The 14,811-nt window shown below is 71.7% G+C and carries 13 protein-coding genes and 1 riboswitch; of the genes, 11 read left to right on the top strand and 2 right to left on the bottom strand.

Going from position 1 to position 14,811, the window contains the following annotated elements; genetic code table 11:
• Positions 1–24: 24 nt before the first annotated feature.
• The gene (locus MQN93_RS15055; protein ID WP_016436397.1) at positions 25–711 is read right to left on the bottom strand and encodes an Rv1352/Rv1906c domain-containing protein; all 687 of its coding nucleotides are present in this window, start codon (positions 709–711) and stop codon (positions 25–27) included.
• Positions 712–905: 194 nt separating this feature from the next.
• On the opposite strand from MQN93_RS15055, the gene MQN93_RS15050 reads away from it, so the two are divergent.
• From MQN93_RS15050 to MQN93_RS15030, 5 genes are all read left to right on the top strand, one after another.
• On the top strand, positions 906–3,101 hold the full coding sequence (locus MQN93_RS15050) for an N-6 DNA methylase (RefSeq protein ID WP_242709869.1): 2,196 nt from the start codon (positions 906–908) through the stop codon (positions 3,099–3,101).
• A 101-nt stretch (positions 3,102–3,202) separates the two neighbouring features.
• The gene (locus tag MQN93_RS15045) at positions 3,203–3,802 is read left to right on the top strand and encodes a hypothetical protein (RefSeq protein ID WP_016436395.1); all 600 of its coding nucleotides are present in this window, start codon (positions 3,203–3,205) and stop codon (positions 3,800–3,802) included.
• Positions 3,803–3,840: 38 nt separating this feature from the next.
• Positions 3,841–5,334 carry a serine/threonine-protein kinase gene (locus MQN93_RS15040; protein ID WP_278190838.1) on the top strand — a complete coding sequence of 498 codons (1,494 nt, stop codon included), beginning with the start codon at positions 3,841–3,843 and terminating at the stop codon, positions 5,332–5,334.
• Positions 5,335–5,502: 168 nt separating this feature from the next.
• Complete coding sequence (locus MQN93_RS15035; RefSeq protein ID WP_016436393.1) at positions 5,503–6,150, top strand: SurA N-terminal domain-containing protein; 648 nt, start codon at positions 5,503–5,505, stop codon at positions 6,148–6,150.
• Positions 6,151–6,217: 67 nt separating this feature from the next.
• Positions 6,218–7,216: a nucleoside triphosphate pyrophosphohydrolase gene (locus MQN93_RS15030; protein WP_242709868.1), complete on the top strand. Its 999-nt coding sequence runs from the start codon at positions 6,218–6,220 to the stop codon at positions 7,214–7,216.
• A 218-nt stretch (positions 7,217–7,434) separates the two neighbouring features.
• Here MQN93_RS15030 and MQN93_RS15025 read toward each other — a convergent pair whose 3' ends face one another.
• A complete protein-coding gene (locus tag MQN93_RS15025) occupies positions 7,435–8,673 on the bottom strand; it encodes a cytochrome P450 family protein (protein ID WP_242709867.1) in 1,239 nt (412 codons plus the stop codon).
• 204 nt (positions 8,674–8,877) lie between these two features.
• Here MQN93_RS15025 and MQN93_RS15020 point away from each other — a divergent pair, with 204 nt between their 5' ends.
• The 6 genes from MQN93_RS15020 to MQN93_RS14995 all read left to right on the top strand — a co-directional run bounded on the left by MQN93_RS15020 (position 8,878) and on the right by MQN93_RS14995 (position 14,547).
• Positions 8,878–9,864, top strand: a complete 987-nt coding sequence (locus MQN93_RS15020; RefSeq protein ID WP_242709866.1) for a LysM peptidoglycan-binding domain-containing protein — start codon at positions 8,878–8,880, stop codon at positions 9,862–9,864.
• Between the two features lie 195 nt (positions 9,865–10,059).
• A riboswitch (cyclic di-AMP (ydaO/yuaA leader) is annotated at positions 10,060–10,229 on the top strand.
• Positions 10,230–10,232: 3 nt separating this feature from the next.
• Positions 10,233–10,910 (top strand): transglycosylase family protein, encoded by a 678-nt coding sequence (locus MQN93_RS15015; RefSeq protein WP_016436389.1) that lies wholly within the window; start codon positions 10,233–10,235, stop codon positions 10,908–10,910.
• A 257-nt stretch (positions 10,911–11,167) separates the two neighbouring features.
• Positions 11,168–12,454, top strand: coding sequence for a phosphopyruvate hydratase (gene eno, locus MQN93_RS15010; protein ID WP_037783109.1), 1,287 nt, complete (start codon positions 11,168–11,170; stop codon positions 12,452–12,454).
• A 99-nt stretch (positions 12,455–12,553) separates the two neighbouring features.
• Positions 12,554–13,030 (top strand): FtsB family cell division protein, encoded by a 477-nt coding sequence (locus MQN93_RS15005; protein WP_016436387.1) that lies wholly within the window; start codon positions 12,554–12,556, stop codon positions 13,028–13,030.
• A 39-nt stretch (positions 13,031–13,069) separates the two neighbouring features.
• On the top strand, positions 13,070–13,609 hold the full coding sequence (locus MQN93_RS15000) for a DUF501 domain-containing protein (RefSeq protein ID WP_016436386.1): 540 nt from the start codon (positions 13,070–13,072) through the stop codon (positions 13,607–13,609).
• Positions 13,606–14,547 (top strand): Ppx/GppA phosphatase family protein, encoded by a 942-nt coding sequence (locus tag MQN93_RS14995; protein WP_242709865.1) that lies wholly within the window; start codon positions 13,606–13,608, stop codon positions 14,545–14,547. The genes MQN93_RS15000 and MQN93_RS14995 overlap by 4 nt, the downstream gene beginning before the upstream one ends.
• Positions 14,548–14,811: the final 264 nt, after the last annotated feature.

Below are 14,811 nucleotides of genomic sequence, written 5' to 3'. Positions count from 1 at the left end.
TGAGTGTGGTGGTGCCGGCCGTGGTCAGCCGGTCTTCTTCCAGTCCTGGCAGCCGGTCGTCTTGAAGTAGCCGTCCGAGGAGCTGATCGTGACGACGGCCGTGCCGGTCACGTTGTTGTTCGCGATGATCGAGCCGAGCGTGTGGCCGGCGTCCTTGGCCCGCTCCCAGTAGCAGGTGCCGTCGCCGTTGCCCGTGGAGCGGTAGGTGCCGGGTTTGATGTCCGCGCCGACCCTGAACATGCCGCCGTCGCCCTTCATCCGGGGCGCGGGCGTGCCCTTGGCCTTGGCGTCGACGGCCTCCCAGTCCTTGCAGCCGTGGGACTTGAAGAGCCGGTCGGTGGCCTTGACGGTGACGTAACTGGTGCCGCTCACATTGTCGTTGGCGATGATCGAGTCCATCTCGCCCTTGGCGTCCCTGGCGCGCTCCCAGTAGCACATGCCGTCGGAGTTGCCGGTGGTGCGGTAGGTGCCGGGTTTGATGTCCGAGCCGACCCGGAAGTCGCCGTCGCCGGCGAACGCGGCCTTCTTCTCGGTGGCGGCCGCCTTGCTGCCGCCAGAGCCGTGCGGGGCGGACGCCGAGGAGCCCTTGCCGGTGCCGGATCCGGAGTCGGAGCCGCCGTCGCTCGTACCGCTGCCGCTGTTCGTCGACACGACAGCGATGACGGCGACCCCCACGACGGCGCCCAGCGCGATCTTGCCCTTCATACCCATGGTGTGTACCCCCCTTGAACCGCGGCCGCCGCCCTTCGGCAGCCGCTCGTTCGCTGGGTCAATAAGAGCAGAGCTTGTGAACCGAGTCAACACGATTCATGGATGGCAGTAAGTACACGGCCGTGAATCCGTAGATCTTGCGTGCGTCGGTATGCTCGCCCCACACACGGTGGGGACGACGAGGGGAGCCGCCGGTGCAGGACAACGCGACAGAGGTGACCGCCGCGGGGATCGCGCGGCTCGCCGGGGTCGGCCGCGCCGCCGTCAGCAACTGGCGCCGCCGCCACGCCGACTTCCCCAAACCGGTCGGCGGCACCGAGACCAGCCCGTCCTTCGCGCTCGCCGAGGTCGAGGCCTGGCTGCGCGACCAGGGAAAACTCGCCGAGGTCCCGCTGCGCGAACGGGTCTGGCAACAGCTCGCCGGACACCCCGAGGGCCCCGTCACCGCGCTCACGCACGCCGGCTGCGTCCTGCTGCTCATCCACGCCCGCCCCACCGTGTGGCTGGAGGTGAGCGCGGGGTCGGACGAACGGCTGGCCGCGATGCTGCCGCAGGCCCTGGACGAGGTGCTGACGCCGCGGTTCGGGGCGATGCCGGCAGCCGGGAAGGGGAGGGCGGCCGGAGGGGTGCCGGCTGCCGGCAGGGGGCCCGCGTCCGTGGCGCCGGGGCCCGCTGTGAACACCGCATCCGTGGCGCCGGGGCCCGCTGTGAACACCGCGTCCGTGGCAGCCGGGCCCGCTGTGAACACTCCGCCCGCCGTTCACGCCCCCGCGAGCCCCCAACTCCTGCCCTCCGCACCCCTGCTGCGCGGCGCCGCCGAACTCGCCGCCGAGACGGGCGCCCGGCAGGCCTTCGAGTTCCTGCTCGGCCGGCATCTCGACGCCAACCCGCGCCAGTACACGCTCACCCCCGCCGAACTCGCCGGGCTCATGGCCGACCTCGCCGGCCCCGCGCGCACCCTCTTGGACCCCGCCTGCGGCACCGGCGCCCTGCTGCGCGCCGTCGCGCCCCGCCCCGACCAGGAGCTGTACGCCCAGGACAGCGCCCCCGACCTCGCGGCGCTCACCGCGCTCCGGCTCGCCCTGCACACCCCGGCCGCCGTGCACGCCGCCGCGGGCGACACCCTGCGCGCCGACGCACACCCCGGGCTGCGCTCCGACGCCGTCCTGTGCCACCCGCCGTTCAACGAACGCAACTGGGGTCACGACGAACTCGCCTACGACCCCCGCTGGGAGTACGGCTTCCCCGCCCGCAACGAGTCCGAGCTGGCCTGGGTGCAGCACGCGCTCGCCCGCCTCAAGGACGGCGGCAGCGCCGTCCTGCTGATGCCGCCCGCCGCCGCCTCCCGGCGCTCGGGCCGCCGCATCCGCGCCGACCTGCTGCGCCGCGGCGCGCTGCGAGCCGTCGTGGCCCTGCCCGTCGGCGCGGCACCGCCGTACAACATCCCGCTCCACCTGTGGGTGCTGCGCCGGCCCGACCAGGCGCCCGTGCAGCCGGAGTTGCTGCTCGTGGACACCGGGCAGTACGCCACCGAGGGGCGCGGCGGGCCCGACTGGCGGGCCGTGCGGGAGAGCGTCCTGGACGCCTGGCAGGCCTGGGACCGGCCCCCCACGCGCGGGGGCACCTTCGAGGAACGCCCGGGCCTGGCCCGCTCCGTGCCCGTCATCGACCTCCTCGACGACGACGTCGACCTCGCCCCGGCCCGGCATCTGCCGCCCCCGGCGGCGGCCGACGGCGCGGGCGCGCTCACCGACGTACGCGAACGCCTCGGCGAGACCCTGCGGCTGACCGCCGACCTCACCCCGCCGCCCGTGGAGGCCGACCGGCCCGCGCGCTGGCCGCTGACCACGGTGGGCGAACTCGCGCGCGGCGGCGCCCTGGTGCTGCGCACCGGCGGAAACGGCGGCCACGCGCGCGTGCCCGTCCTCACCGACCACGACGTCCTCGCCGGCACCGCGCCCTCCGGCACCCTGCCCGAGAGCGACGAAGAGGCCGTGCTGACCGCACCCGGCGACATCGTCGTGCCGGTGCTCGGCGGCGGCTCGGTGGCGCGCGTGATCGACGACGCGACCGCGGGCGCCGCCCTGGGACGCAACCTCGTCCTGCTGCGCCCCGACCCCGCAGCCCTCGACCCCTGGTTCCTCGCCGGCTTCCTGCGCGGCACCGCCAACAACCGTCAGGCCAGCAGCTATGCGTCCACGGCCACCCGCCTCGACGTGCGCCGCCTGCAGCTCCCGCGGCTCCCCCTGGACGAACAGCGGCGCTACGGCGCCCGCTTCCGCGCCCTCGACGACTTCGAGCGCGCGCTGCGGCACGTGGGGCGGCTCGGGGAGCAACTCGTGCGCGGAATGTACGACGGACTGACCGACGGGACGGTGGCACCGGGCTGATCAGGACAACGGTTCGGTACAACCCGTGACCCGTTGTCCTTGTCGGCCTATACGCTCGGACTCGGCATCACGTTCGTCCCATCAGGTCTCCAGGAGCAGCCATGCAGGGCCACGGCTACGCCCCGCCCCCGCCGCGTCGACCCTCGACAGGGGTGTTGGTCCTGCTGCGCGTGATCTTCGCGGCGCTGCCGATCCTCAGCATCGGCTTCCTGGCCTGGGTGGCGACGCTGCGCGCCGCGATCGTGACCCGCAAGGGCTCCGACTGGTGGATCTTCGGCGGCTCGCTCGCGGTCCTCGGCGTCAGCTTCGGATTCCTCGCCACCGACAACACCGACGACTTCAGCACGGTCAACGGCAACATAGGGATGAGCATCCTGCTCCTCAACGCCGCCGCCTGCACCGGCTACTTCCTGTACGCGGACATCAGCCACTACCGGCCCCACCCCACGGGCCACCCGCTGCCCCCGGCCCACGGCCCGGTCTACGGCTACCCGCAGCCCCCGTCGCCGTACGCCGCGACCCACCCGCAGCCCCCGGTGATGCCCATGCCCGCGCCCGCCACCTCCACGCCCGTGCCGCCCCCGCCGCAGCGCCCCGCGCCCGCCCGCATCGACCAGGTGCGCGCCGAACTCGACGAGCTCAGCGACTATCTGCGCCAGCACCCGGGCCACACCGACGGCAACCACGAGGGCGGAAGGTGACCGTGGCGGCAGGACGTGTCGTCGCCGGCCGCTACGAGCTGTCCACGCTCATCGGCCAGGGCGGCATGGGACAGGTCTGGACGGCGTACGACAAGCGGCTCGACCGGCGCGTGGCGGTGAAGCTGCTACGCCCCGACAAGGTGGCCGGGCAGGAGGCCGACGAGCTGCGCCGCCGGTTCGTGCGCGAGTGCCGGGTGACCGCGCAGGTCGACCACCCCGGGCTGGTCACGGTGCACGACGCGGGCAGCGAGGGCGAGGAGCTGTTCCTCGTCATGCAGTACGTCGACGGCGCCGACCTCTCCGACCATCTCGCCGAGCACGACCCCTACCCCTGGCAGTGGGCGGTCGCGGTCGCCGCGCAGCTGTGCGCCGTGCTGAGCGCGGTGCACGCGGTGCCGATCGTGCACCGCGACCTCAAGCCGCGGAACGTGATGGTGAAGCAGGACGGCACGGTCACCGTCCTCGACCTCGGCGTCGCCTCCGTGATGGACACCGACACCACGCGCCTGACCCACACCGGCTCACCCATCGGCTCGCCCGCGTACATGGCACCCGAGCAGGCGATGGGCGGCGCGGTCGGCCCGTACACCGACCTGTACGCGCTCGGGGTGCTGCTCCACGAACTCCTCAGCGGCGACGTCCCGTTCGCGGGCTCCACCGCGCTCGGCGTGCTGCACCGGCACCTGTACGAACCGCCGGTCCCCGTGCGGCGCATCCGCCCCGAGGTCCCGGAGGCCCTCGAAGCCCTCGTGCTGCGCCTGCTCGCCAAGGACCCGCAGCACCGCCCGGCCTCCGCGCAGGAGGTGTACGAGCACCTGGCGCTGCTGCTGCCCGCGCGCGGCATGCCCACCGGCGGCCCCCTCGACCCCACCCGCCCCTTCGTGCGCCCGCACGCCCCCTGGCCGGACCGCGCCCGCACGCCCGCGCCGCAGCCCGCCCCGGCCGCGCAGGGCGTCGAGAAGGCCGAGAAGCCGGATGTCGCGCGCGCCGTCGACGAGGTCAAGCGCCTCCTCGGCGAGGGCCGTATCACCCAGGCCGTCGACATCCTCGGCGCGATCCTGCCCGCCGCAGCCGAACAGCACGGCGAGCACTCCCCGGTGGTGCGCACCCTGCGCAAGCAGTACGCCGCGACCCTCATGGACGACGGCCAGTACCGGCGCGCGCTGCCCGAACTGCGCCGCCTCGCGGACGAGCGCGCCGCCGAGGCCGGCCACGCCGACCCCCAGTCGCTGCGCTTCCGCTACGAGGCCGCCCAGTGCCTGGAGCAGCTCGGCGACCCGGCCGCGGCCCTCGCGGAGTACCGCGCGCTGCTGCCGTACTACGAGAACCAGTACGTGGCCGGCGACCCCGAGCTCTCCCACGACGTCCGCCGCCGCATCGGCCACCTCCTGCTCGCCCTCGGCGACCGCCCCGCCGCCCACGACACCCTCGCCCGGCTCCTCATGGACGTGGAACGACTGCGCGGCCCCGGCCACCCACTCGCAACCGAAATCCGCCGCACCCTGCAGTGGTTGGGCCAGGTGCGGGGTTAGCCGCGGGGCGCGGCGGTGGTGCCAGGCGCGGCGGTGGTGCCGGGCGCGGCGGTGCCCGAAGTCGTGGTGAATCGTTGGTCGAATGGGTTGGCCAGAGCTTGGCCGCTGCATACCATCGATCACCGCAAGACTTTGTGCACCGTCGCACAAGCTCCCCGGGAGGCTTCCTTGCACCGCCGCCGTCGCACCGCGCTCGTCCTCACCGCCGCGATCGCCGCGGCGGCACCCCTGCTCACCGCCTGTGGAAGCGACGCGCATCCCGGCGCGGCCGCCGTCGTCGGCGGGCAGCGGATCACCGTGGCGCAGCTGGAGAACCGGGTGAACGAGGTGCGCTCGGCGCAGCGCGCGGCCGTGAAGGACGAGGCGCAGTACCAGCAGGCCGTCGCACAGACCGGCAGCCTGACCCGCGACACCCTGCACAGCCTGGTCCTCGACCGGGTGCTGCACCGGGCCGCCCAGGACGCGGACATCACGGTCACCCCCAAGGAGATCCAGCAGATGCGCACCGGCCTGGAACAGCAGGTCGGCGGCTCCAAGGCCCTGGAGACGGCCTGGCTGCAGCAGTACGGCGTCGCCCCGCAGCGCCTCGACGACAATCTGCGCCTTCAGCTGGAGGCGCAGAAGCTCGCGCAGAGCCTCGGCACCGACACCAGCAAGCCCGCCTTCTGGAACGCCCTGTCCAAGGCCTCCAAGGAACTCAAGGTCGACCTGAACCCGCGCTACGGCGCATGGGACGTCCAGAAGAGCAGCCGCGTCGACGCCAAGACGCCGTGGGTGCGCGAGGTCACGGCGGCGGGGACGCAGCAGTCGGCGTGACGGTGGGTCGCCGGCTTGCCTGTGGACAACTTACGGGGCGGTCGGCGCCGTGAGTTACGTTCGGATCGTGAACGCAACCAGCCCCGAAGAGGCCCCCGGCCGCATCGTCCTGCTCACCACCAGCCATCGCGTCGCGCCCGGCCTGCTGTCCTGGCCCGCCTGGCAGGCGCTGCACGCCGCCGACCGTGTGCTGTGCGCGGACGGCGCCCACCCGCAGCTGCCGTATCTGCGCGAGGCGGGCACGGCGGTCGACGAGGCCTCGCCCACGGCCGAGGAGCTGGTCGCCCTGTGCGCGGGCGGACACACCGTCGTGGTCGTGGCCACCGGCGAGGGCGAGCCGGCGCTCACCGACGGCCTGGCCCGGCTCGCCGGCTCCGGGCGCGTGCAGATGCCGGAGCTGGAGCTGCTGCCCGCCTCCTACGACCTCCCGGGCGCCCGGCTCCTGGACCTCGTCCAGGTCATGGACCGGATCCGCGTCGAGTGCCCGTTCTCCTCCCAGCAGACCCACAAGGGCCTGGCGAAGTACAGCATCGAGGAGGTGTACGAACTCGTCGAGGCGATCGAGGAGGGCGACCGCGACGAACTGCGCGAGGAACTCGGCGACGTCCTGCTCCAGGTGATCTTCCACGCCCGCATAGCCGAGGACGACCCGGACGCCCCCTTCTCCGTGGACGACGTGGCCGCCGGAATCGTCGCCAAGCTCATCCGCCGCCACCCGCATGTCTTCGGCGACGAGACCGCCTCGACGCCGGAGGAGGTCAGGGAGCACTGGCTGCGCACCAAGGCGGCCGAGAAGCAGCGCTCCTCGGTGACCGAGGGAGTCCCCCTGACCCAGCCGGGCCTGGCCCTCGCCGCCAAGCTCGCGTCCCGCGTCCGTACAGCGGGCCTGGACGTCCCCCTGCCCCCCACCGAGGGCATCGGCTACGACCTCCTCGCCCTGGCGATCCACGCCGAATCCAAGGGCGTGGACCCAGAAGCAGCCCTCCGCGCAGCGGCCCGCGCCTACCGCGACGCAATCAGACGAACAGAAACCGAGAACGGCGAGTCTGCGGCCGCTGACGACTGATCGGCGGCTGGAGGGCGGCGGCGACTGCTTGACCGCCGACGGGGGCGGCTTGCGTGCCGCAGGCGACGACCACTCGTCCGCCCGCGGCCGAGGACCGATCGGCCGTCGGCGACGATCGCCGATCGGCCTCCAGCGGCGACGACGGCGTGACCGTCGGCGGCGAACCCACGGCTTGAGCGCCGCAGGCGACATCCACGCGGCCGCCGCCCCGACCCCCGTCAGGCCGGCGTGAACCGGACGGGCAGATCCCGGAGCCCGCGCATGATGAGGCCGCCGCGGCGGCGTAGGTCGGTGGGGGGTGTGGCGAGTTCGAGGTCGGGGAGGCGGAGCAGGAGGGTTTGCAGGGCGGTGCGGCCCTCCAAGCGGGCCAGGGGGGCGCCGAGGCAGTAGTGGATGCCGTGGCCGTATCCGAGGTGCTGGTTGTCCCGGCGGGAGAGGTCGAGTGTGTCGGGGTCCGGGAAGCGGGCGGGGTCGCGGTCGGCGGCGGCCAGGACGACCAGGACCGGGTCGCCGGTGGCGATGCGCTGCCCGCCGACGGTGAGCGGCTCGGTGGCGAAGCGCCAGGTCGCCAGCTCCACCGGGCCGTCGTAGCGCAGCAGTTCCTCCACGGCGGTGTCGAGCAGCGCGCCCTCGCCGCGCCGCAGCGACTCCTGGAGCCGCGCCCGCTGCCCGGGGTTGCGCAGCAGAGCGTAGGTGCCGTTGCCGATGAGATTGATGGTGGTCTCGAAGCCGGCGAAGAGGAGCACGAAGCACATCGCGGCGGCCTCGTTCTCGGTGAGGTGCTCGCCGTGGTCGGAGGCGCGGATGAGACCCGAGATCAGGTCGTCGCCGAGGTCGCCGCGCTTGCGGTGGATCAGCTCGGCGAGATAGTCGCGGATCTTCCTGACCGAGCGGGCGACCCCGCCGCGCGGCCCCCCGCCGTGCCGGATCATCATCCCCGCCCAGTCGCGGAAGTCGTCCTGGTCCTCGCGCGGGACGCCGAGCAGCTCGCAGATGGCGTAGATGGGGAGGGGGAAGGCGAACTCGTGGATCAGATCGGCCTCGCCGCGCGGCGCGAACCGGTCGATGAGATCGTCCGTCAACTCCTGCACCCGTGGCGCGAATTCCGCCACCCGGCGCGGGGTGAACGCCTTGGAGACCAGACGGCGCAGCCGGGTGTGGTCCGGCGGGTCGATGTTGAGCAGATGCGTCATCAGATTGGCGCTGCGCTCGCCTGGGATGCCGGTCCTGCTCTTGCCCTGCGCGTCCTCGGCGTGATGGTCGGGGTTCTTCGACAGCCGCCCGTCGGCCAGCGCCTGACGTGCGTCGTCGTAGCGGGTGACCAGCCAGGCCTCGACCCCGCTGGGCAGCGTCGTCCAGTGCACGGGGGAGTGTTCGCGCAGCCAGGCGTAGGCCGGGTACGGGTCGTCGGCGAACTCCCGGCTGAAGAGTTCGGGAGCGGCGTTCGGGAGGTTCACCCCACGACGGTAACCGCACGGCCGGCGACCGCGTCGCCGCAGGGAACCGGTCAAAGATGACACGCTTTCAACTATGTGATCTTCACGTGATCTGCGCGGCATTAACTTGTGACAAGTGATCGTCAGCCGCTACGTTCACCCACCAGCGCGGTCTCCAGCACCACGCGCCGCGCCGCTCAGTGCTGTCTCGCGAAAGGCTTCTGCATGCTCTCCGGGAACGGTCGACACCGTCGCCCCCGCCAGGCTCCGGCGATCCTCGTCGCCGCCGGAGTGACCGGCTCCGCCATCGCCATCCCGCTCCTCGGCGCCTCCGCCGCGAGCGCTGCCGACGGCACCGCGTGGGACAAGGTGGCGGAGTGCGAGACCGGCGGCGCCTGGAGCCAGAACGACGGCAACGGCTTCTACGGCGGGCTGAAGCTGAGCCAGGACGACTGGGACAAGTACGGCGGCCTCGACTACGCCTCCAGGCCCGACCTCGCCAGCCGCAACCAGCAGATAGCCGTCGCCGAGAAGATCCTCGACGACCAGGGCGTCGGCGCCTTCCACACCTGCGGGCTGACCTCGGGCCTGACCGAGGACTCGGGTTCGGACGACATCGACACCGGTGTGCTGGACGGCGGTTCGTCCGGCTCATCCGATTCATCCGGGTCGTACGGCTCCTCCGGTCTGTCCAACTCGCCGGGCGGAACGACCGATGAGTCCTCTTCGTACGGTTCATCCGATTCCTCCGGTTCATCGGACGCGTCCTCCGGTGCTTCCTCCAGCGCCTCTCCCTCGGCCTCTCCCGACAGGTCGGACGACTCCGCCAAGTCCGACACCTCGGCGTCGCCGTCCAGCTCGTCGCCCGACGCGACCCCGAGCGGCTCGCAGAGCGGTGACAACTCACCCGCAGAACGGGCGAAGGGTGACGACTCGGACAACTCCGAGCAGGCCGTGGGTTCTTGGAGCCTGGTGGACACCGGCGCGCTCGGCAGTGGCCGTCACCGCGGTGCGAGCGCCGACGAGACCCCGGCCGGCAGCCACGCGGACGACACCTACACCGTCCGCGCCGGCGACACCCTCGCCTCCATCGCCGACTCGCTTGGCCTGGACGGCGGGTGGCGCGCGCTCTACGACGCGAACAAGAAGGCGATCGGGGCCGACCCGAACCACATCTTCGCCGGTCAGACCCTCCGACTCAGTGGCGAATAGGGCGAAAACCAACGGGAGTTCACGTCACGCTTCGCCAGGGAATGTCCGGTTTGGTGAAAGTGTGGGATGAGTCTCAGAAGCCCTGATCGTCTTTGAAATTCGGCGGAACGCGTGTCTACGGTCTTCACCGCTCGTCACCACGAGCCCCGGCTGCCGCAACGCCGAATCCTGCCAGCGGCCGTACGGGAACAGTCGTCGCGTCAAGCGCCGTAGGCAGGAGCGGGGGACCCAAGGTAAGTGCCCCACCGGGAAGTTGCCGGTGGCGGCTTGGGGTGTAGCCGTGCCGAGCGAGAGCGAGGCACGGCCGGGCAACTCAACCGGCCCGAACCCGACAGCTCACCTCGCAGGCGTCGGTGAGGGGATCAACCATGCTGTTTTCCGGGCAGGGCAAGCACCGTCGTCCGTCCAAGGCCACCCGCGTCGCCGCGTTCGCCGGCATCACCGGTGTCGCCATCGCCGCCCCGCTGATGGCGGCCGGCAACGCCTCCGCCGCCACCGCCTCCGAGTGGGACAAGGTCGCCCAGTGCGAGTCGGGCGGCAACTGGTCCATCAACACCGGCAACGGCTACTACGGCGGCCTGCAGTTCTCCGCCTCCACCTGGGCCGCCTACGGCGGCACCGCCTACGCCCCGCAGGCCAACCAGGCCTCCAAGGCGCAGCAGATAGCCGTCGCCGAGAAGGTGCTCGCCTCCCAGGGCAAGGGCGCCTGGCCGGTCTGCGGCACGGGCCTGTCCTCCGCCGCCTACAACGGCGCCGCCGCCTCGAAGCCGAGCACCAGCACCCACTCCGACTCGCAGGCCGCCTCCCGCTCCTCCGAGCGTCCGGCCGCGAAGTCGCAGAAGACCCAGAAGACCGTCACCACCCCGACCGGCAAGAAGGTCAAGAAGGGCGACGGCGAGTACAAGGTCGTCAAGGGCGACACCCTCAGCACCATCGCCGCGAAGCACCACGTCGCCGGTGGCTGGTCGAAGCTGTTCAAGCTGAACAAGGACATCGTCCAGGACGCCGACCTGATCTACCCGGGTCAGCAGCTGCACCTGAAGTAGCAGCCCGCCCCCGTCCCCGCAGACTCCCCGCCTCGGTGCGTGTTCCCCCGTACGCACCGGGGCGGGGTCTTTTCTGCCCGCGCGTTCCGCTGCGCGTATCCGTGGTTCCGTGCGGGTTTTTGTTCCGTTCGGAAACAATTTACTCTCGGTTCTGCCCAAGGGGTGGGCGACCGGCTGGCCGATCGGCCCGGGCCGGTTAGGCTCGTCTCGCAGAGCCCACCGCGGCACTGCGTAGCCGCGTCACATTGAAGAAGGAGATGCTCGTGCCGTCCATCGACGTCGTCGTAGCCCGGGAAATCCTGGACTCCCGAGGCAACCCCACGGTCGAGGTCGAGGTCGGCCTCGACGACGGCAGCACGGGTCGTGCCGCCGTCCCGTCCGGCGCCTCCACGGGCGCCTTCGAGGCCATCGAGCTGCGTGACGGTGACCCCAACCGCTACCAGGGCAAGGGCGTCGAGAAGGCCGTCCTCGCCGTGATCGAGCAGATCGGCCCGGAGCTGGTCGGCTACGACGCCACCGAGCAGCGCCTGATCGACCAGGCGATGTTCGACCTGGACGCCACCGACAACAAGGGCTCCCTCGGCGCCAACGCCATCCTCGGCGTCTCCCTCGCCGTGGCCCACGCCGCCTCCGAGGCCAGCGACCTCCCGCTCTTCCGCTACCTGGGCGGCCCGAACGCGCACCTGCTGCCGGTGCCGATGATGAACATCCTGAACGGCGGCTCGCACGCCGACTCCAACGTGGACATCCAGGAGTTCATGATCGCCCCGATCGGCGCGGAGACCTTCTCCGAGGCCCTGCGCTGGGGCGCCGAGGTGTACCACACCCTGAAGAAGGTCCTGAAGTCCAAGGGCCTGTCCACCGGCCTCGGCGACGAGGGCGGCTTCGCCCCGAACCTCGAGTCCAACCGCGCCGCCCTCGACCTCATCCTCGAGGCCGTCAAGGAGGCCGGCTACATCCCCGGCCAGCAGATCGCCCTCGCGCTCGACGTCGCCGCCTCCGAGTTCTACAAGGACGGCAAGTACCTCTTCGAGGGCAAGGAGCGCTCCGCCGCCGAGATGACGGAGTACTACGAGGAGCTCGTGGCGGCCTACCCGCTCGTCTCCATCGAGGACCCGCTGTTCGAGGACGACTGGGCCGGCTGGAAGGTCATTACCGACCGCATCGGCGACAAGGTGCAGCTCGTCGGCGACGACCTGTTCGTCACCAACCCCGAGCGCCTCGCCCGCGGCATCGAGGAGGGCTCCGCCAACGCCCTGCTGGTGAAGGTGAACCAGATCGGTTCGCTGACCGAGACCCTGGACGCCGTCGAGCTCGCCCAGCGCAACGGATTCAAGTGCATGATGTCCCACCGCTCCGGCGAGACCGAGGACGTCACCATCGCCGACCTCGCCGTCGCCACCAACTGCGGCCAGATCAAGACCGGCGCCCCGGCCCGCTCCGAGCGCGTCGCCAAGTACAACCAGCTGCTGCGCATCGAGGAGATCCTCGACGACGCCGCGGTGTACGCCGGCCGCAGCGCCTTCCCGCGCTTCAAGGGCTGACCCTTCCGGGGTCAAGCACTAGCCAGTCGTACGTACGTCCTCGTACCGGTCCCGTACCGTGTGCGGGGACGTACGCACGTGTGCACGGGAGGCGGGGCTATGGCCGTCAAGGACCGGGACCGGTTCTCGACCGCGACCAGGATCAGGCTGCTCGGCGAGCAGACCGCGGCCCGTGTCTACCGTTCCCAGACCAAGCGCCAGGCCCGGCGCTCGCGGCTGACCGGCCGGGCCGCGCTGCTCGCGCTGGTCCTGTGCTCGCTGGTCGTCGCCCTCGCGTATCCCATAAGGCAGTACGTCTCCCAGCGCTCCGAGATCTCCGATCTGCAGCGGCAGAAGGAGCAGGCCCGTCAGCGCGTGGAGCAGCTGCGCGACCTCAAGGCGCGCTGGCAGGACGACGCCTACGCCGAGCAGCAGATCCGGCAGCGGCTGCACTATGTGATGCCGGGCGAGACGGGTTACATCGTCATCGACCCGCACGCGGGCAGGCAGTCGCGGACCGAGCTGGGCGCGGCCGACCGCCCCTGGTACACCAACGTCTGGGACGGGGTCGACAAGTCGGACGCCTCCGACCGGTGAACCGCACAACAGGCAAGCTGAACAAGCAGAGAGACAGGCATGGAAACGCCCCCGCCGCCCACCCCGCGCACCGAGCCCACCGCCGCGGACGTCGAGGCCTTCAAGCAGCAGCTCGGACGGCCGCCGCGCGGGCTGCGCGCCATCGCGCACCGCTGCCCGTGCGGGCAGCCGGACGTCGTGGAGACCGCGCCGCGGCTTCCCGACGGCACGCCCTTCCCGACGACGTACTACCTGACCTGCCCGCGCGCCGCCTCCGCGATCGGCACGCTGGAGGCCAACGGCGTCATGAAGGAGATGACCGAGCGACTGCAGACCGATCCGGAGCTGGCCGCCGCGTATCGCGCCGCGCACGAGGATTACATCCGGCGCCGTGACGAGATCGAGGTGCTGGAGGGCTTTCCCAGCGCCGGAGGCATGCCGGACCGGGTGAAGTGCCTGCACGTCCTGGTCGCGCACTCCCTGGCCGCGGGCCCCGGCGTCAACCCCCTCGGCGACGAGGCGATCGCGATGCTGCCGGAGTGGTGGCGCAAGGGGGCGTGTGTGGTGCCCGCCGCGCCGGCGGGGGAGGACGAGAAGTGACCCGCGTCGCCGCCATCGACTGCGGTACGAACTCCATCCGGCTGCTCGTCGCCGACGCCGACCCGGCGACCGGTGAACTGGTCGATCTGGACCGGCGTATGACCATCGTGCGGCTCGGGCAGGGCGTCGACCGGACCGGGCGGCTGGCTCCCGAGGCGCTGGAGCGGACGTTCGCCGCCTGCCGGGAGTACGCCGCGATCATCAAGGAGCACGGGGCCGAGCGGCTCCGCTTCGTGGCCACCTCGGCCTCGCGGGACGCCGAGAACCGCGACGAGTTCGTGCGCGGTGTCCTCGACATCCTCGGCGTCGAACCCGAGGTCATCACCGGTGATCAGGAGGCCGGGTTCTCCTTCACCGGCGCGACGAAGGAGCTGGCGGGCAGCGACCACCTCGACAAGCCCTACCTGGTGGTCGACATCGGCGGCGGCTCCACCGAGTTCGTCGTGGGCGACGACCAGGTGCGCGGGGCGCGCTCCGTCGACGTCGGCTGCGTCCGGATGACCGAGCGGCACCTCGTGCGGGACGGCGCGGTCACCGACCCGCCGACCGAGGAGCAGATCGCCGCCGTACGGGCCGACATCGAGCGGGCGCTCGACCTGGCCGAGGAGAGCGTCCCGCTGCGCGAGGCACGCACACTGGTCGGGCTCGCCGGGTCGGTCACGACCGTGTCGGCGATCGCGCAGGAGCTGCCCGAGTACGACTCGCGGCGCATCCACCACTCCCGCGTCCCGCGCCAGAAGGTCCGCGAGATCACCGAGTGGCTGCTGCACTCCACCCACGCCGAACGCGCGGCCGTCCCCTCCATGCACCCTGGCCGCGTCGACGTGATCGCCGCGGGCGCCCTCGTCCTGCTCTCGATCATGAACCGCATCGGCGCCGAGGAGGTCGTGGTCAGCGAGCACGACATCCTCGACGGCATCGCGTGGTCCCTGGCGTGACCGTTCCCAGGCCGGCCTTTACTACCGAGCGGTAGCTCTCTGACGAGCAGGTCGGATAGCGTATGAGCGTGATCGAGGGGCTTGCGGGGGGCTCTCGGCGGGGTGTCGCCGAGGAAGTTCGTGAAGTTCTTCACAAGAGATTCCGCCCTGTGGAAGCATGAAAAGCGCCCTGGTTGAGCTTTTCGGGGGTCAACAGGCCCTTGAACATGTTCAATCGGGGCGGCCGAGGGCGCTGCGGGAGGGTCTCGCGGAAGCGTGTTTCGG

This window comes from Streptomyces spinosisporus, assembly GCF_022698145.1.
GTDB lineage: Bacteria > Actinomycetota > Actinomycetes > Streptomycetales > Streptomycetaceae > Streptomyces > Streptomyces spinosisporus.
Note: the sequence above shows the minus strand (reverse complement) of the source record. Positions and strands in the feature narration are given on the sequence as shown.